This is a genomic window from Brenneria populi, from assembly GCF_036016195.1.
In the GTDB taxonomy this organism is placed as follows: Bacteria; Pseudomonadota; Gammaproteobacteria; order Enterobacterales; family Enterobacteriaceae; genus Brenneria; species Brenneria populi.
The window spans coordinates 186,722-206,358 of the sequence record NZ_JAYWTM010000015.1 but is presented as its reverse complement, the minus strand read 5'-3'; the positions used below and the strand labels follow the sequence as shown (position 1 = coordinate 206,358).

The 19,637-nt window shown below is 55.0% G+C and carries 15 protein-coding genes, 1 tRNA gene and 1 pseudogene; 7 read left to right on the top strand and 10 right to left on the bottom strand.

The genetic code is table 11. From position 1 onward, the window contains the following. Positions 1-351 precede the first annotated feature (351 nt). The 3 genes and pseudogenes from VSX58_RS15745 to VSX58_RS15735 form a co-directional block, all read right to left on the bottom strand. A complete protein-coding gene (locus VSX58_RS15745; protein ID WP_327618908.1) occupies positions 352-666 on the bottom strand; it encodes a type II toxin-antitoxin system RelE/ParE family toxin in 315 nt (104 codons plus the stop codon). 4 nt (positions 667-670) lie between these two features. Continuing rightward, positions 671-925, bottom strand: a complete 255-nt coding sequence (locus tag VSX58_RS15740) for a ribbon-helix-helix domain-containing protein (RefSeq protein ID WP_048637357.1) — start codon at positions 923-925, stop codon at positions 671-673. A gap of 723 nt (positions 926-1,648) precedes the next feature. Further along, a pseudogene (locus VSX58_RS15735) lies at positions 1,649-1,810 on the bottom strand (aldehyde dehydrogenase family protein); the annotation flags it as partial. A 179-nt stretch (positions 1,811-1,989) separates the two neighbouring features. Between VSX58_RS15735 and VSX58_RS15730 the strand changes: the two are divergent. Together VSX58_RS15730 and VSX58_RS15725 are read left to right on the top strand one after the other, a co-directional pair. After that, positions 1,990-2,358 (top strand): tautomerase family protein, encoded by a 369-nt coding sequence (locus VSX58_RS15730; protein WP_327618907.1) that lies wholly within the window; start codon positions 1,990-1,992, stop codon positions 2,356-2,358. A 396-nt stretch (positions 2,359-2,754) separates the two neighbouring features. Further along, a complete protein-coding gene (locus tag VSX58_RS15725) occupies positions 2,755-4,686 on the top strand; it encodes an oxidoreductase (RefSeq protein WP_327618906.1) in 1,932 nt (643 codons plus the stop codon). A gap of 268 nt (positions 4,687-4,954) precedes the next feature. Here the strand turns inward: VSX58_RS15725 and VSX58_RS15720 are convergent, their stop codons facing one another. After that, positions 4,955-8,356, bottom strand: coding sequence for a TIM-barrel domain-containing protein (locus VSX58_RS15720; protein ID WP_327618905.1), 3,402 nt, complete (start codon positions 8,354-8,356; stop codon positions 4,955-4,957). A 24-nt stretch (positions 8,357-8,380) separates the two neighbouring features. Then, positions 8,381-9,604: a hypothetical protein gene (locus VSX58_RS15715; RefSeq protein ID WP_327618904.1), complete on the bottom strand. Its 1,224-nt coding sequence runs from the start codon at positions 9,602-9,604 to the stop codon at positions 8,381-8,383. 758 nt (positions 9,605-10,362) lie between these two features. On the opposite strand from VSX58_RS15715, the gene VSX58_RS15710 reads away from it, so the two are divergent. The 4 genes from VSX58_RS15710 (at position 10,363) to VSX58_RS15695 (ending at position 14,937) form a co-directional block, all read left to right on the top strand. After that, on the top strand, positions 10,363-12,105 hold the full coding sequence (locus VSX58_RS15710; RefSeq protein ID WP_327618903.1) for a glycoside hydrolase family 13 protein: 1,743 nt from the start codon (positions 10,363-10,365) through the stop codon (positions 12,103-12,105). A gap of 325 nt (positions 12,106-12,430) precedes the next feature. Then, positions 12,431-13,357 carry a D-2-hydroxyacid dehydrogenase gene (locus tag VSX58_RS15705; protein WP_327618902.1) on the top strand — a complete coding sequence of 309 codons (927 nt, stop codon included), beginning with the start codon at positions 12,431-12,433 and terminating at the stop codon, positions 13,355-13,357. Between the two features lie 335 nt (positions 13,358-13,692). After that, positions 13,693-13,768: transfer RNA gene (locus VSX58_RS15700), tRNA-Gly, on the top strand. A gap of 224 nt (positions 13,769-13,992) precedes the next feature. Further along, the gene (locus VSX58_RS15695) at positions 13,993-14,937 is read left to right on the top strand and encodes an integrase arm-type DNA-binding domain-containing protein (RefSeq protein WP_433913812.1); all 945 of its coding nucleotides are present in this window, start codon (positions 13,993-13,995) and stop codon (positions 14,935-14,937) included. 872 nt (positions 14,938-15,809) lie between these two features. On the opposite strand, the gene VSX58_RS15690 is transcribed toward VSX58_RS15695, so the two are convergent. The 5 genes from VSX58_RS15690 to VSX58_RS15670 form a co-directional block, all read right to left on the bottom strand. Continuing rightward, the gene (locus tag VSX58_RS15690; RefSeq protein ID WP_327618901.1) at positions 15,810-16,256 is read right to left on the bottom strand and encodes a GNAT family N-acetyltransferase; all 447 of its coding nucleotides are present in this window, start codon (positions 16,254-16,256) and stop codon (positions 15,810-15,812) included. A gap of 340 nt (positions 16,257-16,596) precedes the next feature. Then, complete coding sequence (locus VSX58_RS15685) at positions 16,597-17,409, bottom strand: DsbA family oxidoreductase (RefSeq protein WP_327618900.1); 813 nt, start codon at positions 17,407-17,409, stop codon at positions 16,597-16,599. Between the two features lie 56 nt (positions 17,410-17,465). Beyond that, positions 17,466-18,203: an SDR family NAD(P)-dependent oxidoreductase gene (locus VSX58_RS15680; protein ID WP_327618899.1), complete on the bottom strand. Its 738-nt coding sequence runs from the start codon at positions 18,201-18,203 to the stop codon at positions 17,466-17,468. A gap of 65 nt (positions 18,204-18,268) precedes the next feature. Next, positions 18,269-18,607, bottom strand: coding sequence for a VOC family protein (locus tag VSX58_RS15675; RefSeq protein WP_327618898.1), 339 nt, complete (start codon positions 18,605-18,607; stop codon positions 18,269-18,271). A 116-nt stretch (positions 18,608-18,723) separates the two neighbouring features. After that, positions 18,724-19,119: a DoxX family protein gene (locus VSX58_RS15670; RefSeq protein WP_327618897.1), complete on the bottom strand. Its 396-nt coding sequence runs from the start codon at positions 19,117-19,119 to the stop codon at positions 18,724-18,726. A gap of 95 nt (positions 19,120-19,214) precedes the next feature. Here VSX58_RS15670 and VSX58_RS15665 point away from each other — a divergent pair, with 95 nt between their 5' ends. After that, positions 19,215-19,595 (top strand): winged helix-turn-helix transcriptional regulator, encoded by a 381-nt coding sequence (locus VSX58_RS15665; RefSeq protein ID WP_327618896.1) that lies wholly within the window; start codon positions 19,215-19,217, stop codon positions 19,593-19,595. The last annotated feature ends 42 nt before the right edge of the window (positions 19,596-19,637 follow it).

Below are 19,637 nucleotides of genomic sequence, written 5' to 3'. Positions count from 1 at the left end.
CTTGTTAAATCAGCCGATTGAGCGAGAAATATTTATCTCGTTTCCCGCTCCAATTCTTGTTCTATAGACAGCCACTAACGTCTGTAGCTCTCTGATTCAACAGGCTAATCGCTCTGTTGAGCATCCAGCGAAATCCACTGAAAACCACCGTCAACCACGCCGAAGTAGTACACAAATTAGTACACGAAAATCGGGTGCGTTACGGATGCGGATTGTTTGCTGAGTCGCTTTCCTGTGCGCGGTACACCCCCGTCTCTGGAAATTGCCTGAAACCTACAGACGCAATAAAAAAGCCGTCGCCAGCCTGTCTGCACCTTAACTCATGTAAAAAAAACCACGCTTAAGCCGCCATCAAATTCCAAAGTCTTCTCGAAACCGATCACTCTGATGCATCCGCTCATGCAGGACCGTCACGATACCTATATCGCCGTTTGATAGTCTGCGCCAGTAGACAACATGTCGCTCGTAGCGAAAGAAAAAACCTTCTACCTCAAATTCAGCAGGTACCGGCCGCGATACGACTTCATGGGTGTCTATCTTGCTAAATGCCTGAAACATGCCGGTAATGTAGCGATCCGCTTGCTCTGTACCCCATCGCTCGCGGGTGTAGCGGTAGATCTCGTCAAGACGATAAGAGGCGGCTTCCTGGATGCGAACATTAGCCATACGGTCAGGCCTTGTTGCGTGCAATGATATCGGCGGCAGTCAGGGATACGTATGAAGACTCTGGTGCAGCAAAGGCATTAGTCAGTTCGGCCTTGAGCCGTGCGAACGCTTCCGCTTCTACCCGCTCTTTGTCCCGGCGGATCAGGTCCCGGACGTACTCGCTGACGTTGTCGTAAGCGCCGTTTTCGCCTACGTTGGCGGCCACGAAGTCGCTCAGCGGCCCTTTGAGGCGAACGGTCATTGTCGTGGTTCGGGACATGGTGTGTTCCTCATTGATGTATCTCGTATTGAATATAACCAAAAAATAATACAGAAACAATGTCGACCATATACCCTAATGCATAGTTAAGATAAATAAAAATATTTATTTTCAATTGGTTATATGGCATTGACGCATTGTATCTGGCGTGGGGATAATATTAACCGAGAAGGGCGATTGAGCCTTAGTGGCTGGCTAAAGGCGCCGTTAATTCGTTTGCTTGGCGAACCCTCAAAAACAAGGCTAATTCAAGGCTCAACTGATACAGATAGTATCGAACTAACATTCATAAACTCAGAATTAGCAACTCGGCGCTTGTCTCGTTTTCCGCTCCAATTCTTGTTCTATAGACAGCCACCAAAGTCTGTAGCCTCTTGATTCAACGGGTAATATCCAGCGACATCCACTGACAACCATCGTCAACCACGCCGAAGTAGTACACAAATTAGTACACGAAAATCGGGTGCGTTACGGGTGCGGATTGTTTGCTGAGTCGCTTCCCTGTGCGCGGTACACCTCTCTTCAACCTTGAAGGAGGCATACCCTATGGCGTTAACCGATGCCGTCGCCCTCATGGCCGAGCACGATGGGAAAGGGCGCCGGCAGTTGTCCGTCGCGGGCGACGGCGGTAAGGATGTCGAACATGAGGCGTCTCCTCGGTGGGTAATCAGAACGGGTACGGCGGGATCTGATTCCTGATCGTCTGGGTGTGCAGGCGCTCGCTCAGCGCCAGCGATCGTCCGCTCCCCCTGGCAGCATGTGCAGCACCCCTTTGGGGAGGCCGGCCTGCTTCAGAGCCGCCGCTATCACGACGCCGCCGCTGAACGGCGTGCGCGGATCCGGCTTGAGAATCACCGCGTTGCCCGGCGGCCACGCTGGGGCTGACGATCGCCCCGATGCGCGATCTGGCGCGCAGCGCGTTGGCGGGTGGCGGGCGCGAACCTTGCCCGGGCGCTATCGGGGCCGCAGCGTCCCGCGCGGGCGGAAGATGCGGCACCGGCTTGCTCCAGACGCTAAGACGCACTGGGCATTCCCGACGTTTACGCGAAGCGCGAACGCAGCCAGTGGGTAAAGGCCGTTGCGCATCAGAATTGCGTACTTTGCTGGATGTCGCGCACCGCGTGGTGTTGGAGGCGTTTCAGGTTCCGGAAAGAGATCGCTACCAGATTGTTCAAGAAAACAAAAAATATCAAATGGTGTTTCTCGATACCGGATTGGGCTTCACGCGCTCCGATAAGCTGGTGATGGTGCGGGTTTTCACCAGTCCGCGCAGCAGTGAACAAAAGCAGCTTTTCATGAAACGCCTGGCCGAAGAGTTTAGCCGGCATTGCGGGATTGAGGGGCATGACCTGATGATTACTTTTATCAATAACGACCAGAGCGACTGGAGCTTTGGCTATGGCGAGGCCCAGTATGTGACCGGGAAGCTGTAGCGCCGTTAGCGCGTCACCTTCGGCGTTCGCGACCGTGATGCGTGCCGCCAGTGACGGATATATATTACGGTTATATATGCTTAATCCGTCATTATGTGGTTTTATTTTTTTTAGGGTAAATTATTTTTTAGGTAAGTAATGTTTTTCTGACTGTGAAATAGAATATCTATATGTGATCGCATTGTTATAATAAAATATACCGCTACGGCCGTTTACTCTATATATGTTGCGGATAGTTTATGAGAGATCATTGATTGGTGTATTTTCTTTTATAGGTGTTCGCCATGAATCTTGGCAATCACTATAATTCCCGTTGAGGATGGTATATCTGGAAGTATCACTAATATTTTATTCGGATGATATATTTTACATTCGTTATTAGGAAGCATGAAAAATATGTTTAAAAAATTATTTCAACCCGGAAAAATTAATCAATGCATTATTCCCAACCGGCTGGTCGTCCCCGCCATGGTTTCCGATCTGTGCAATGTCGACGGCACCGCGACCGACCGCTACATCGCTTATCACGAAGAGAAGGCAAAGGGCGGTTGGGGTCTGATTATTACGGAAAATTATGCGGTTAATGAACACGGCATGGGCTGTGAGCATATTGGCGGCCTTTGGCGGGATGAGCAAATCGCTGGCCATAAGAAATTAACCGATACCATTCATCAATACGACAGTAAAATTTTCGCGCAGATTTACCATGCGGGTCGGCAGACGTCCCATTTGGTGAATGGCGGCGTGCAGCCCGTTGCGCCTTCGGCCATTCCCTGTCCGGCATTACAGGAAATGCCCAAAGAGTTAACGGATGCGGAAATTCAACAACTGGTAAAAGATTTTGGCGATTGCGCCCGCCGGGTAAAACAAGCGGGTTTTGATGGCGTGGAAATACATGCCGGGCACGGTTATTTGATCGCGGAGTTCTTATCGCCTTACGCAAATAAAAGAACGGATAAATATGGCGGTAGCCTGGATGGGCGAATTCAGTTTTTAAAAGAAATTTATCAAACCGTTCGCCGCGAAGTGGGCGATGATTATCCCGTTACTATACGTATTTCCGCGGACGAAGGGTTTGTCGGCGGGCGAGATATCTCCGAAACCCGCGTACTGGCGCAAATTTTCGAAGATTGGGGCATCGATGCGCTGCACGTCACGATGGGCGTTTACGGCGAACACAATAAATCCTGCACCGTACCGCCCATGTATGTCGGCCACGCCTGGGCCGTGACGTTCTGCGAAGAGCTGAAAAAAATGGTGGATATTCCGGTTATCGCGGTCAATAGAATTAACGATCCGCGCATGGCGGACAATGTCCTGGCGATGGGAAAAGCGGATTTCATCGCGATGGGCCGCGGCTCGCTGGCCGATCCCCATCTTCCCAACAAAGCGAAAGAGGGAGATACGGCGTCGATCCGTTACTGCCTGGGCTGCATGCAGGGCTGTCTCGCCAGCCTGCCTCTCGGCGTTCCCTTCACCTGCCTGGTCAACCCCTCTCTGGGGCGCGAGGCTGAGCTGGACTATAGCAAAGTGGACGATCCCAAACGCGTCTACATCGCCGGCGGCGGTCCGGCTGGGCTGGAAGCGGCGCGGGTGGCCGCGCTGCGCGGCCATAAGGTCACGCTGTTTGAAAAAACCGGTCATTTGGGCGGGCAATTCCGTTCCGCCGCGTTTCCGCCGGGTAAAGGCGAACTGGCGACCTATACCGCCTGGCTGACCCGCGAGTTGGATAAACTTAACGTCGAGATTCGCTATAACACCGAACTGACGAAAGCGCTTGTGGAGAAAGACCGCCCGGACAGCGTGATTATCGCCACCGGCGGGACGCCGTCCGTACCGCCGATTAAAGGGATTAAGCAGTCCCATGTGGTGCTGGCCGAGGATGTTCTGCTGGGCAACGTGACGACCGGTAAGCGCGTCGTTATCGCCGGCGGCGGCGAGGTCGGCGGCGAAACGGCGGCGCACCTGGCTATGCAGCAAAAAGAGGTTGCCGTTATTGAAATGCGCGACCGTTTGCTTCAGGAGCTGGACGGCGTCAGCAAGCTGCACCTGAACGCCATCCTAGAGGAGTACGGGGTTAAACAATACGTTAATACCAAGCTGTGCGAGATCCGCGAAGATCGGGTGGATCTGGAAAACGCGCAGGGGCATTTCTCGCTGGATGCCGATACCGTGGTGATTGCGCTGGGTTATCGGCCGGTTAACGATCTGGTCGGTCAGTTGGATGACGTTATCGACAATACTGTTGTTATCGGCGGCGCGGTGAAAACCAGTAATGCGCTGGTTGCGGCCAGAGAGGGTTTTGACGCCGGAATGAGCATTGTTTAAAGAAATAAGCCGCTCTCGTGCGTCGGGCGGTTAAAGAAAAAACGCCCGCTTGTTAGCTAACACCGTTCACTTAAGCCGGCTTTTAGGGGAAACACCGGGGGAGGTTCCCGTAGGGACGCCTCACCCCGGTGGTCGCCCCGTGTATCTCGATGCTTAAACGATCGGCGTTAGCTTGTTAGCGGGCGTTTTTTTATTGCGCGGGGAAGGGCGGATCGCGCTTTTCCCTCCTACTTGTCTCTCTGCCGCTTCCCGCTCGGCGATTAATTGCTCACGCCGTAATGCTCACGATCAGCGGCTTATCAACAGATAACCGGTTGGTTCGGGCTTTTACCCAGATACTGCCGCGGTTATCAATATGCGCCGCCTCGCCCTGATGCAAAAACAGCTTATCCGTCGATGCCAGCCGCTCGGCGACGTTTGACGAGCCGATGACGATACGGCGCGCGGACGCGCGGCTCGATCTGATGCGCAAATAGATAAACTCATGCAGCGGATAGTCATATTTTCGCGGGACGAGGCTGATGACCCGAACGTCTTCGGCGCCGGCGGAACCGGTATGCTCCTGATGGATATCGATAACGGAAAAGACGCCGCCGCGCTCCGCCGAACGCGTTACGCCTCCGTCATCCCAATACAGCTGATAGTCAGACTCCGTCGCGTTTTCCAGCGGGTAGAGCGAGAGAACGAGCGGCTGCTGAAACTTATCCAGCACCTGAATATTTTTGAAGGGCGCTTGCAGATCCGACTGCGTATGCCGTTCGGGAATAATGGCGCCCTCGCGGATAAACAGCGGCAGCTCGGTAATATCGGCGGTTATTTTGACCTGCTTGCCGCCTGCGACGGGATGTTCGATATCCGCCGTATCTTCCAGCACGTTATACCGGAACCAGTGGGTCGTGCGACCCCGTCCGGCGGCGGGAAGGTAGATCGCTTTTTCGACGGTATAGGCGGCGGAAGCGCCGGCCATGCTGCGCGTCAGGATCGGCGCCACGATAACCGAGTTATCGATAAAGAACTGGGTGGCGAGAATCGCGCGATTGTCTTCGCTGAATACCGCTTCATCCCCCTCCCATAGGCTCATGGCTTTAACGACCGGCGCGCCGCTCTGGGTATTCTGATACATCGCGTCATAGAGCAGATGATGCCAGCGCACCCGAAAACGGATAAAGGCGGCCATGATATCGCTGAAGGTGCGCTCTCCTTGCGCCGTCGCCGTGTAGCGATAAATCTCCTGATACGGCTTCATCGCATCGTAGTGGTTGCGCATCCACGGCAGCAAGCACGCCGCCTGAACCCAGCGCGCCATTAACTCCTGTTCGCAAATCGCGCCGATATCGATGTCGTCCGCGCCCAGCACTAGCCTGTCGTAGACCATCGGGTTGTGATTCCGATTCCGGTCGCCGTTGAATAGCACGCTGCCGGGATCTTCCGGCGCCTCTCCGGGGGCGAAGCCGCCGACATCGGTTCCGGCGATGGGCAGCCCGGACATGCCGAGATTAAGCAGCATCGGCAGCGTCGCTTGCAGGTGGTGCCAGGTCGAGGCGTTGTCGCCGACCCAGTGTCCCGCATAGTGTTGCAGGCCGGGGTATCCGCTGCGGCAGATGATATAGCTGCGTTTATAGCCTTTTAGCAGATCCTCATGGGCCGCCAGCCCGTACTCATAGCTGGATTTCGCCAGCATATAGGCGTGAAAATTGCGCAACGCCACGAAGGGCGTTTTACGCCCGTCGCCGAAACGGGGATCGGTCAGGTGCAATTGTCCATGGTAGCCGCGCCAGTTGAAGGTATTGGTGCGCCTTCTATCGTCGTCCGGCGCTTTGCCGGTCAGCGACCAGCCGAACTGATTGCGCGGCGCCTCCGTATCGGCGAAGTTTTCGCCGTCTTCCACATGGGGCATCGCGTCGGGAACCGTCATGTCCTGCCAGACGAACCCAAGGCCGTTTTTCAGCAGATAGGCGTACTGATCGCCCCAAAAACGGGCGGCGTCCGGGTTACCGTAGTCCGTCACCACCGCGCCGATCATATCCCGCTCCGCCGTTTGCGCGTTGATGCCGTAGTCGAGAACCAGCACGTTTTGATCGGGATAGTTGATCTCGCCGATCCGGGTGTAGGTGAGGCCCGGATAGTCGCTTTCATTGCGCGGGCCGCGGAATTTGGGGATGTTGGCTTCCCCTTCGTTCTGAACGCAGTAACCGTTTTGGATAAGACCTTGCGCGGTTTCATACTGCTTTTTCGTCTTGTCGTCGGGGTGGTAGGCCACTTTATCCGCGCGGATAAACGGCGTGATATTGGTCTGGCACTGCAGGTTGAACTGCGCCGCCCAGTCGAAAACCGATATCCCGGCGCCGACTTTCCCGCCGGACCAAAAGCTATCCTTGATGGTAAAGACCTTTTTATCTTCCTGAATATCGATATCAATCCCCAATCCTTCTATCGGGATAGCCGCCTGGCGATGGCCCGCGACGATATCCTCGACATAGACTTTTAGCGGGTCGTTTTCCCCCTGCGGCCGCAGCAGGCCGGGAAAACCGTATTTAGCCTGAAAATAGCCGAAAATGTATTTGGGCGGCATGATCGCGCGGTCGTTAAGCGTCTGTCCGTGCGGCGATTCCGCATCGAGATCGCCGCGTCCCATCAGGTAGGTAAAAGCGTCCAGCACCCCGGCCGCCTGGTGCGCGAACATATAGTGGCAATCGAATTCTCCCTGCTGCACGCCGGCCTCAACGGCCGATTTGTCGCGGGCGGCGTTCTTGAAGGAGAAATAGCTCTGTCCGGTATTGTCGAGAAACACCCCCAGAAACTGCTGGCGTCCGTTAATGGCGGCCCGTTCGATATAAAACGGCGCGTTAAGGTATTGCGGGACGCCGGACGAGGCTTTGAACGCCTGCTGATAAGGGATGCTGCGCGGGAACACTTCGGGCTGGTTGTACCAAAGGTTATCGTAGTTGTAGCAGGTGACCTGCTCGCCGCTATGGTCGAGCCGCGAATAGCCGCGGTAGCCGTAGCACGTCTCTTTAGCCGCGCCGGTTTCGGGGTGGTGTCGGCCGGTCAGATTGTAATTAAGGAGTTCCCCCAGGCCGAAGTAGTGCGTCGCCGATTCCGCCTGGCGTTTCATGTTCGCCACGGTCCCGACGCCGGGCGCGGCGTGGAACAACGGGCCGGAAGAGATGTCGGTGATCGCGCCGTCCGACAGGCGCTTGACGCGTATCGAGAGCAGGCCGTCTTCGGCCCTGACGAACTGAATTTGTATCGCGCGTAATTGAATATTTACGCCGTTGCGGTTCCAGCGCAGGATAGGCCGGTAGCCCGCAGCCTGCTCGTGCCGACGGATATGGCTGAGGCGATCGGCCACGATCGGGCCGTAAACCTTATCCGGATAATCCGTTACCGCGGCGGAGGAAGGGGAAAAACGCACCCGGAAGGCGTCTTTCTCGCAGGAGGTCACCTGGAGAAGGAGGCAAACATCGCGCTCGGCGTTTGTGCCGCCGCAGCGGGCCTTGGCGTTGATGTAGATAGTCCAGTCCGTATCGAATCCGCTGGCGGAATGGGGCGTGCCGTCCCAGTGGATCGAAAACAGTTCGATATCGTCGCCGACGGACCACTCTTCAACCGGTACATAATCGTAGGTGTTATACGCCCGCCAGGCGTTCGGAAGTTTTCTGTCATTCATAACTACGCTGTCCTTGGTTGTCGATTAGCTTTTGTCCGCTGAGCGGTGAAATTCGAAGGCAATCCATACGCTATCGGTATCGGCGTAGTATTGATGCGGCGGGTAGTGAAAGCAGGGATCGTCCATACTGGCGTTTTTACAGATCGCGGACTCGCCTTTCCAGGCGTCATAGTCTTTGACCAGCGGCATCGGCAGGTGGGTATTGCCGGGAGCCAGTCTGAACTCTTCATACAGCTCCGGAAAGGCCTTTCCGCTATCAAAAGGCGAGAACATGCCGCCTTCCGGCTGGATAACGCGCTTATCGGCGACGGCCTCGCGGGCTTTGGCCATATCGGTGAATTTCTGCATGCGGCCAAGGCCGATCAGCTGCGTATGCACTTCCAGAAAATTACTGCCGTGCGCGGCATGGATCCCCGCATCCGAACCGGCCGGCAGCCACCACAGATTGGCGTAGAGTTCATAGGGCAAGGCTTTACTGCCCGCGGGGGCCGGCAGACCGACCAAACGCCATGGGTTGACCTCGATTGGATGCGCCAGATGGAGCTGGTTGGATATCCAGAGCGGCAGCGCGGGCGTGCCCGCCGGGAAGGCGTATTTGGCCCAGGTTGTCTCCTGGGAAAAAATATCCGTCTCAACATTGCGGGTTTGGCGTACCTGAATCAATGAGATCAGGCCGTTGGCCGAAGCGTCGGCGGCGGCAATCACCGCGCCGGTTCTGATAATAACGCTCTGCAGCGGCGCAATGGGGCGCCGTAGCGGGGTATCGTTCTGGAGGTCGCGGTCGATCTCGGCGTTGGCCGAGACGAAAACCGGCTGCGGGCCCAGATTGGTCAATATGACATCGGCGTTATCCTGATGCGCGAACAGCGTGCCGGTATCAAATTCATGCAGGTTGCTTACCATCGCCCCATGCAGCATGCCGCCGTTAAACGGGTATTCCGAAACGATGTTTTCTCCTTTGTCCGGCCTGATGGTAAAGGTCGCCGGCGCAGCCGGGTTCGCGCCCGGCGCCAGGGTTTTATCGACCGCGCCGCAGGATGCGCCGACAACGCCCGGCGGGCAAGCGGTCGGCGCCGGCTTATTCACGCCGCCGCCGGCCGCGGCCTGGCGCGCGCCGGTCAGCGCCACGGCGCCCGCGACGCATCCGCCGTAAAGAATGAATTTACGCCGGGACAGTGAGGATGGAACATCCTCTTTTTCCGCTAAAATAAGCGAATGTGCCTTTGGGTTTTTTAACCGATTTTTCATATTGGCCTCTAATTATTTCTTAGTTAACAATTCTTTTTATTTGCGCGGGAAATGACGGATGCCGAATTTTGTCGTCATGTTATTTATTCATTTTGCGTTTATCGGCACGGCAGATAACGGGACCGGTCAATTCTCATCAGGCGCGATTTATCCCGTAAACAATAATTACGTAATTTATTTACTGGCTAATTGTTTTATTGCGCCATTATTAATGGCGTCACGGAGCATTCATTCGCCAGGCGAGGTAACCCTGTGGAGACAGGTCAGGCGGCGGATAAAATGGATTCATATGATGGTGAGTAATCGACTTATTGATTGACCTGTTTCGGCGGTTTTTACTGCGCAACGACATTACTATTTTTGCATTGGGCTATTTTTGATTCTGTTCGGTATTTTTAGCTTTTAGACCGCATAATTCCCTGTCCTTGGTCAAAAACTTTTTGGATAACATTAAAAATTTTCTTTAGTTGAAAAAATATGATCTTATTTTTATCACTTATGTGCTATCTGCTTTTCGATAAACTCTTTTTAATCCTCCGTGAGGTGTTTATTTTTTTAAGGATTATCACCGATGGTAAAAAATATAATAAATAAGGTTACCTAATATAAACTATTATCATGCTAATCAAATAAAAAAACCTATCCTATCAGCTGTTAACTCGCTCACAGTTTTGCGCGTTTAATTTCCCTTAGAATGAGCTGGAACCATTCAGCTTAAACTTTACTGCACGAAACACTTTTACACACGAGGAACCAAGATGGCCAAATTGCACATCCGTAAGCTGGCGGCGATGGTATCATTAGCCAGCATCGCGCTGTCCGCCCAGGCAACTCCGACGGAAAATGACGCGAAATGGTGGAAGGAGGCGGTCGTTTATCAAATTTATCCGCGCTCTTTTAACGACAGCAATGGGGATGGTATTGGCGATCTCAACGGCATTACCGCGAAATTGGATTATCTGAAAAATCTTGGCGTCAATGTTATTTGGCTGAGCCCGCACTTTGATTCGCCCAATGCGGATAACGGCTACGACATCCGTGATTATCGTAAGGTAATGAATGAATTCGGTACGATGGACGATTTCGATCATATGCTGAGCGAAATTAAACATCGTAATATGCGCTTAATTATCGACCTGGTAGTGAATCATACCAGCGACGAGCATCAATGGTTTAAGGAAAGCAAAAAATCGAAGGACAATCCGTATCGCGATTACTATATTTGGCGCGACGGACATGATGGCAAAGCGCCGAATAATTATCCCTCTTTCTTCGGCGGCTCAGCCTGGAAAAAAGATGATGCGACGGGACAATATTACCTGCACTATTTCGCAGAGAAACAGCCGGATCTGAATTGGGAAAATAAGAAAGTACGGAATGAAGTGTACGACATCATGCGCTTCTGGCTGGATAAGGGCGTGTCGGGCTTCCGCATGGATGTGATCCCCTTTATCTCTAAACAGGACGGTCTGCCGGATTTGCGCCCTAGCGAAATGGAGCACCCGGAATTCGTCTTTGCCAACGGGCCGCGCATTCATGAGTATCTGCAGGAAATGAACCGGGAAGTGCTGTCGCGCTACGATACCATGACGGTGGGCGAAGCCTTCGGCGTGACGTTCGAGGATACGGCGAAATTTATCAACACCGACCGCAATGAACTTAATATGCTGTTCCATTTCGATGTCGTGCGTCTCGACCGCGACAACTGGCGTAAGACGCCGTGGACGCTGCCGGCGTTGAAAGAGACCTACCGGAAAATAGATCAATCCGGGGCGGCGGGGTGGAATACCAGTTTCCTGAGCAACCACGACAATCCGCGCGCGGTGTCGCACTTCGGCGACGACAGCGACCAGTGGCGCGTGGTGTCCGCCAAGGCGTTGGCGACCATGATGCTGACCCAGCGCGCGACGCCTTTCTTGTACCAGGGGGATGAATTAGGGATGACCAACTATCCTTTTAAAACGGTGAAGGATTTCGAAGATGTCGAAGTTCGGGGGCTGTGGAAGGTGCTGGTGGAAGGCGGGAAAGTGACGGCGGATGAGTTTTTGCAGCATATACGCCAGACCAGCCGCGATAACGCCAGAACCCCGATGCAATGGAGCGCGGCGAACAACGGCGGTTTTTCCACAGGTAAGCCGTGGCTGGCCGTTAATCCGAACTACGTTAAGATTAACGCCGCTTCTCAGGTTAACGAACAGGATTCGGTATACGGCTATCACCGCGAGCTGATTGCGTTAAGACACCAGACGCCCGCGTTGATCTATGGCGAATATAACGATCTTGATCCGCAAAATACGAAACTCTTTGCCTATACCCGCACGTTAGGGGATCGCCAGTATCTGGTGGTGATTAACTTCACCCATGATAATGTCGAATGGGATATACCTAATGGCAAAAAGGTGGTCAAAACGTTAATCAGCAACCGCGCCGAACAGGCGGCTGCGCCGGGCGAAAGTCATCTGAAGATGAGGCCCTGGCAGGCGGCTATTTTCCAAATGTAGTCGGTCGCAGTTTTGATAGAATCGCGTGCCGCCATTCTATCAGGCTGGTCAGATATTACTCGCCCTGCGGGCCGCCGCCAGCGGCGTTCAAAAACGCCCGCGTTTTTGTCGGGGAAACACGGGGGGAGGTTCCCGCAGGGATGCTTCCTCCCCGTGGTCGCCCCGAGTCTCTCGATCCGACGGACGGGTTTGTCAGTAAACGCATTCTCTTTCCGTCGCTCCTAACATAAAAGACGCGCTTCGCCATTCTCCATTGACCTTTTCTTCCTGCCGGTTACGCTGTTGTTTTTTCTCCTGTCTTGAATTGTGCGTAAGGAATAGGCGTATGACCTCCGTTCTTCTGCTGGATGCCCGGGCCGATGAGATAAGCGCGCTGTTGCGTGATGCAGCCCCGTCGATTGAGCTGGCGCCGTCGGACGGCACCGCGGAACAGGCGAATGCTTGTTCCATCTGGCTTGGCGAGCCTGATGCCGCCGCTGGGCTGCTGGCCCGGGGCGCCAAACCCGAGTGGCTGCAATCCACCTGGGCGGGATTTAAGCCGCTATTGGCCGCATCGCTGCCGCGGGACTACCGGCTAAGCCGGGCGGTCGGCGTATTTGGCCAGCCCATCGCCGAGTATATTATCGCTTACCTGCTCAGGCATGAATTACAGCTTGACGAGCGGCAGCATAGTCAGAGCGAGCGGCGCTGGAACCACCGTTTACCGGGGTCGCTTGCCGGTAAAAAAGCGCTGATTGTCGGCGCGGGCGAGATCGGCTGCCAGGTGGCGGAGTTCCTGCGCCCTTTCGGCGTAGAGCTTTACGGCATTGTGAATACGCCGCGGACGTTGTCTTGCTTTAAGCGCGTGGCGGGGATGGACGGGCTGCAAAGCGCGGCGCGGGAGGCCGACTACGTGATAAACCTCTTGCCCGATACCGCCGCAACGACGGATATCTACAATGCCGCGCTGTTTGCCGCGATGAAAACATCCGCTCTGTTCATTAACGTCGGGCGGGGAACCGCGGTGGTTGACGAGGACTTACTCGCGGCGCTGCGCGGCCGGCGGATTGCCGGGGCGGTGCTGGATGTTTTCCGACAGGAACCGCTGCCTGCGGCCCATCCGTTCTGGCGCGAACCCAATCTAACCATCACCGCGCATATCGCCGGTCCGATGGTTCCGGCGCTGTTGGTCCGCCTGTTTTTGGATAACCTGGCCCGCTTCCGCCGGGGCGGGGAATTACGCGGGGAGGTGGATTTTGCGCAAGGATACTGAGTCTCTTCCGGTTATCAGAACGGCTATTTCGCCGGGACGGCGATAAAGCGCATTGAGGCTTAAAAGGGCCTGTCAGCCCGCGGCGATATGGGACACCGTGTGGGTAGATACCCGTCATACTTCAAGCTGCCAATGCGCTGGCTTTGTTGCTCGCCCGTTGGAGCCAGCGCAAGCGAGGTGCGAAAACGCTTTTGGCGTTTCTATCCCGCAGCTCGGCTTATTTAGGATATGGTTATGATATTCATCACATTATGTCCATTTCTTGCACCATGTATCACTCTTGGCCCGGCAAGTTTGCTTTTCGGCGCAACTGAGAGATAATATGGCGCGTTAGTGCGGGAATAGCTCAGTTGGTAGAGCGCAACCTTGCCAAGGTTGAGGTCGCGAGTTCGAGCCTCGTTTCCCGCTCCAAATTATGATCTACAGACTTCCACTGTCGTCTGTAAGTATATGAAAAGAGGAGCTTTTGCTCCTTTTTTCATTCCAGCAAAAGCCACTGGAATCCATCGACAGCCAGCGTTTTTGAGGCCAAAAACAAGGACAAAGAATGTGGAGGATGCCGGTTCCGGATTGTTGCTGGGGTTGGATCGGAATGAGTAGCAGCATCGGGCCTAAGTCCAAGACTTAGGAGTTCAATGATGGCACTCTCTGATCTGACTGTGCGGCAAGCTAAAGTTGCTGACAAAACCTACAGCATCCCCGATACCGACGGCCTCGGACTGGTCGTTGCCCCAACTGGCGGCAAATCTTGGCACCTGCGCTATTACTGGCTCGGCAAGCAAAAACGCATGTCTCTGGGCAACTACCCCGAGATTGGCCTGCGCGAAGCTCGCCCCTTGCGTGACGAGGCCCGGGTACTTTTGGCCCAAGGCATCAATCCCCACACCGACCGGAAGCAGAAACTGCACGCGGTCAAACTGGCGTCGGACTTTACGTTCAAGGTTGTCTTCAATGCCTGGATCGAGCATCGTGCCAAGGAACTCAAGGAACTCAAGGAACTCAAGGAACTCAAGGAACTCAAGGAACTCAAGGAGGGCAGGAATAGCACGTTGTCGCAGATCAAACGGATCTTCGACAAGGACGTGCTCCCCAGCCTTGGAAAGATGCCAATCTACGACATTCGCCGTCCGCAGCTGCTAGGTGTCTTGGCTAGGATTGAAGCGCGCAAGTCCTTTACCATCGCGGAAAAAGTCCGTACATGGCTGGGACAGCTGTTCCGTTACGGCCTCGTCATCGTGGAGGGGCTGGAAACAAATCCTGCTTCTGATCTGGACGTGGTAGCCGAGCCTAAGCCTCCTGTGACCCACAACCCATATCTGCATCTGCCTAAGCTTCCTGAATTTCTCCATAAGCTTCGACTCTGTAGCCCCCGTGGCTGGCAGACCCAACTCGGCATACGGTTGCTACTCCTGACCGGGGTACGAACTGGCGAACTGCGATTGGCGATCCGAGACCAATTCGATTTGGATCGAGGCCTTTGGATCATCCCGCCACAAATCGTCAAGCAGCTTCAGGACGAAATGCGTAAGGCCGGCAAGCGCCCACAGGACGTGCCGCCCTGCCCCGGGCGGTTGAGATGATCTTCCAACCGTGCGTTGTTTGGCTTTTTTGAGGGTAGGTCATACATGTCAAACAGTGAAGGCCGGCGTTAGTGTGTGATTGAGGCAGTGGTTCGGTTAAGCCCAGCGCGACAAAACGGGTTTCGGTTCGCGCAGAAAGTCCCGTACCGATCTCCGCTCAGCGAGTGCTTTATGCGAAGCTTCTGTTCTTGACGATATCGGGGAACCAAAACTCTTCATGCATCGAACGCATTGATGTGGTGGACTGGCCTGAACATCGTATTTACCAGGCCGAAGCATTCCTGACGAACCGGAAGCCGTCAGCCTGCACCGCTCCGACCTGAGCCACCCCCGCAGGCAGTCCTTATGGAAGTGGTTATCGACCTTCTCCATACACGGGAAAGCGGCGGCACAACGCGACGACTTTCTCCGGCACCGCCAACGTGGTCTGGCCTGCACCTTGGATACATGGTGCTGCCGCCTCAACTTGCGGCACCAATGACCATGCTCTGCAAATTGCAGGACGGCTACAGCGCCTCCATCCCGCAATTGACTCTGGCCCGCTCTATGGAAGGGAGCGCTTTGGCTCGCATATGCGAACTATGCGTAGTGTCTATGTCTATGCTGAGCGGCGCTACGTACTGGAAGCTCGGGGTGTTACGTCGACCCCAAGGCGCCCAGAGGCGGTATGCAGATGCCCTGTGTGGTCATCCGGGATGCCGTTGAGAAAACCTGTCGTGCCGGTATCGATTTGCTGGGACTCACTGCACTCTCTGGACGAGCCTAAAGCTGGCTTTCTTATGGAGTTCGCTGCCGATTTTCCGAAAGAAATGGAAGACTCGGTGAAGAGGCATGCAAATATCCTTCGCGCCCTGGATGACTGAAACTGTCCTTCAGAATTGCAAACGATAGCGAACAAACCCATCCGCCATGGCAAATTCGTCGTAAAGTTTACGAGCCGGGTTGTCCTCCCTTGTGTGCCAGTAAAGCCGGGTCCAGTTGTTTTGCCTGGCCAGAGAAACCAGATCATCAATTAGCAAACGCCCGATACCTTGCCCCCGGCAAGAAGGATCCACGAACAGGTCTTCCAGGTAGCAACCCGGAGATGCCGTCCAGGTGCTGTCGTGCAGGATCCCGGTGCTGAAGCCAACTACCTTGTCTTTCTGTTCGGCGATGCGGCAAAACATTGTTGAGTTTGGGTCAAGTATGCGCTGCCAGGTCAGGGCCGTAATGTCGGAAGGTACTTCGCTCTCGTAAAATACGTTGTAACCAGCCCACAGCTTGAGCCAGTCATTCAGATCAGTTTCCAGTGCATAGCGTATTACTGTTTTTTCGGTCATCGGGTATCTCCTTGGCTCGTTAAATCATCGCTGCATAAACTGCAATCGCACTCTACCTATTACTAAAACGCTCCTGACCACAGGTGGCAATGCTCCCGCTCCGAGACCAGGACGGGTAGCTAAACTGCCCCAATCTATTCCCCGGTAAGGGTGTGGAGAGTGGCTCGTAACGCGTGTTTAAGGGTTCGGCCACTTCTTGAGTCTTATTTCGATCGGACCAGTCGGTTAATGGTAGAGCACTCGCGGCTTTCAAAAATCATTTCAGACGCGGCAGGGAGGGGCGTATCCCGGAGCCAACGTTGAGTGTATCGTTGCCTGGCGGCGACATAGCTGTATCAGTTCACTCTGCCGGCACATTAGCCAGCGCGGTAGTGATGGCCGACGCTATTTCAATCTCACTGCGCCCGCCGTTGATTTCCACTTTGTTGCCGAAGACAAAGTGCGGTACTGATCTTATTCCGGCCTCTGCAGAGGCGGCAGCGGCCTGCGTTGCCCGCGCGTGCCAGTGTTTATTGTCAGCAATGGCCAATGCCTCATCACGCGAGAAGCCGTTGGCTGCAGCCAGGGTAGCCAGTACTTTCGCATCGGCAATGTTCTTGCCTTCTAGAAAGTAAGCTTGGCTGAACGCCACAGCAAGTGAATGCTGTGTTCCTCGCTCCCGCGCCGCCATTATTAGGGCGTGAGCAGCCTGGGTTGGGTACGCATACGGTTGGCGTCTGAGATCCAAATCCAGTCCAGAAGCGCGCGCTTCCGCTTCGGGGCGTGCGAACGCTGATTTCGGGTCGGTGATTCCATACCGTTGCCTGAGCAAATCCGGAATATAAAGGCCGGAGGCTGGTGCGTTGGGCATCAGTAACACGGGATGATGTTCGATACGTACAGCCAGATCGGGGAATCGCTCGCGCAATAGTTTGTCGAGGCGGTGCTGGCCAATCAGACACCAGGGGCAGGTGATTTCGGTGTAGAGGTCGATTTGGAGCATGGTACTCACCTTCTGAAGTTTGCGATGCGGCGGCACACAGTTTGTGAATAGGGGATGAACAATCGTTTCTGTGTTCAGCGCTATGAGCGTGTTCCTTTCCCCATCCAGTTGTGCGGCTGCGCACGGATCAGGTGTTGCCGACGCCACTTCGTCCGGCATAATTATCTGCATGAAGCGCGCGCTTCAGCAAGTGACGTCGACACGTATTTCTCGTGTACCGTTGCGAATCAACGGGCGCTGTCGATGATCATGCCGCCGTCCGGCGTGAGGCTGTAGCCGGTAATGAACTGGGAATCCCTGCTGGCCAGGAACAGCGCCACCGGCGCGATGTCCTCTTCCGGCGAGCCGTTGCGGTCGAACACATTGGGTAGTGGCGGCCGATCGCTGCCGAAGGTGTCGGCGATAGGCATGATATTGTTGACGGTGATCCCGTCGGCACCCCATTCGCGCGCTGCCACGCGCGTGAGCGCACGCACCGCTTCTTTGGCCATGCCATAGGGGGCATAACCGACCATGCCTAGCAGGCCACCCGCCGAGCCGAAGTTAATGATTCTTCCAGCGCCGCTGGCCTTCAGGTAGGGGTAGGCGGCCTGCATGATGCGCAGATAAGCGACCGGCCCCATGTCGAAGTTGCGTTGCAGTTTCTCGACAGACAGTTCAAGCACTGAAGACTGGACTGCAGAGGGATCAAAAGCGTTGTTGACAAGGATGTCGATGCCACCCCAGGCAGCGACCACCTGATCGACAGCCGACTGGATCTGGGCGGCGTCGCTGACGTCGCAGCGCACGCCAAGGGCAGTGCCGCCTGCGGACTGGATGTCCGCGACAACGGCGTCGATGTTCTTCTGAGTCAGTGACAGGACAGCCACCTTTGCGCCTTCGGCAGCAAACAGCCTGGCTGTGGCGCGACCGATGCCCCGGCCAGCGCCGGTGACGATGGCGATTTTTTCTTCAAGACGATTCATATGTATTTCTCCTTTCGGGAGTTACGGTGGCCCGGAGCCCTCATGCGAGGGCACGCACGGGCGGATTATTCCTGGATGAGATCGAAGTTGTTACCATCGGGATCCGCCAAAGTTGTGAAGCGGATTTGCGGCAGTTCAACCTTTTTGATAACGCTTGCCCCCAGCGCGACCAGGCGCTCGGTTTCACCGTCAAGGTCGGGCGTCCTGAAATCGGGATGTACGCGATTCTGCCCCCTGGTGGTCGCGTCTGCTTTGAAGAACTGTAGAGGCAGCAGGTGAGGTGGCGTCGCCAGCGTGACGAGAACGCCATGATCGATGTCGATCGCAACGCCGAGAGCTTCGGCCCACCATGCCGCCAGGGCTTGCGGGTTGGTCGTGTCGATGGTGAGGGCATGAGTCTTCATGGTTCAGAGTCCTTCTTCAAAGGTTACAGGCGGATGGAGGGCGGTATGCATTTGTTTGCCCTAGGCTGAGTGAATCGCGCTGCAGTAGAGAGATGATCGTTTCATTAGGGCACTTCTTACTGCACGGTCGCCATTGGCGCATACGGTGACGGCACCTCTCGCGCCATGTTCTGGGTCAGGAACGAGCCAGCCAGCAACATCACTCCCATCGCCGCAGGAATGGCGCCCCTCGGCTTGCGGACGCCCAGGTGGGCGAGTCCTGAAAGGATCAGGTGGTAGAAGATGCCAGCGTAGGCCAGGTCGCTGAGTCCGGGATTGAAACGCGACAGGATCGCGATAGGCCCCAACACCTTAACTATGATCATGAACGGCACGAGATGAGAGGCTGAATACCCCATCTCTGATTGGGCTTTACGCACATCAGCGCTTCTGGTGATGTACAGCATGGCCGACGCGAAGTAGAGCAGCGACAGCAGCACGGTGCTGGTCCAATAGACATAATTTACGATCACGGGTAGCTCCTGTATGGGGATGTAAAATTCGACATATCGTTATCATGTAAGCTAATATTGATTATCGCAAGAAGGATGATTTACTGTTGGTAAGTATGAAAAAGAATACTATTGAGATGGACATAACGACAATGCAAGAGGAAATGCGGCGTGCATTCAATCTGCTGACGGGCAAATGGAAGCTGGAGATCATGTGGTTGCTCAACCAGCGGATATATCGTTTCGGCGAGTTGCGTAAGGCAATCCCGGGTATCACCCAGCATATGCTGACGGCGCAGCTGCGCGAGCTCGAGGCGGATGGGCTGATCTCACGCACTGTTTACGCTGAAGTGCCGCCGCGCGTCGAATATGCGATGACCGACAAGGCGCGCGGTCTTGGTCCCACGATGGAGGCGCTGGCTGCCTGGTGGAAGAAGTACGGCCGGACCGTATCAGTCAAAGCAAGCACGCGCGGTCGTAAACCCAAAGAGAGTTGAGTGCCCTCACCCTACATGGCACTGCCCGACTTGCCGACGGCA

What these genes read in the sequence shown, in the direction of transcription:
- VSX58_RS15715 (WP_327618904.1), bottom strand. Translation starts at nt 9,604, where the DNA reads ATGAAAAATCGGTTAAAAAACCCAAAGGCACATTCGCTTATTTTAGCG.
- VSX58_RS15690 (WP_327618901.1), bottom strand. Translation starts at nt 16,256, where the DNA reads ATGACCGAAAAAACAGTAATACGCTATGCACTGGAAACTGATCTGAAT.
- VSX58_RS15675 (WP_327618898.1), bottom strand. Translation starts at nt 18,607, where the DNA reads ATGAAGACTCATGCCCTCACCATCGACACGACCAACCCGCAAGCCCTG.
- VSX58_RS15680 (WP_327618899.1), bottom strand. Translation starts at nt 18,203, where the DNA reads ATGAATCGTCTTGAAGAAAAAATCGCCATCGTCACCGGCGCTGGCCGG.
- VSX58_RS15740 (WP_048637357.1), bottom strand. Translation starts at nt 925, where the DNA reads ATGTCCCGAACCACGACAATGACCGTTCGCCTCAAAGGGCCGCTGAGC.
- VSX58_RS15685 (WP_327618900.1), bottom strand. Translation starts at nt 17,409, where the DNA reads ATGCAGATAATTATGCCGGACGAAGTGGCGTCGGCAACACCTGATCCG.
- VSX58_RS15710 (WP_327618903.1), top strand. Translation starts at nt 10,363, where the DNA reads ATGGCCAAATTGCACATCCGTAAGCTGGCGGCGATGGTATCATTAGCC.
- VSX58_RS15745 (WP_327618908.1), bottom strand. Translation starts at nt 666, where the DNA reads ATGGCTAATGTTCGCATCCAGGAAGCCGCCTCTTATCGTCTTGACGAG.
- VSX58_RS15725 (WP_327618906.1), top strand. Translation starts at nt 2,755, where the DNA reads ATGTTTAAAAAATTATTTCAACCCGGAAAAATTAATCAATGCATTATT.
- VSX58_RS15720 (WP_327618905.1), bottom strand. Translation starts at nt 8,356, where the DNA reads ATGAATGACAGAAAACTTCCGAACGCCTGGCGGGCGTATAACACCTAC.
- VSX58_RS15705 (WP_327618902.1), top strand. Translation starts at nt 12,431, where the DNA reads ATGACCTCCGTTCTTCTGCTGGATGCCCGGGCCGATGAGATAAGCGCG.
- VSX58_RS15665 (WP_327618896.1), top strand. Translation starts at nt 19,215, where the DNA reads ATGAAAAAGAATACTATTGAGATGGACATAACGACAATGCAAGAGGAA.
- VSX58_RS15695 (WP_433913812.1), top strand. Translation starts at nt 13,993, where the DNA reads ATGATGGCACTCTCTGATCTGACTGTGCGGCAAGCTAAAGTTGCTGAC.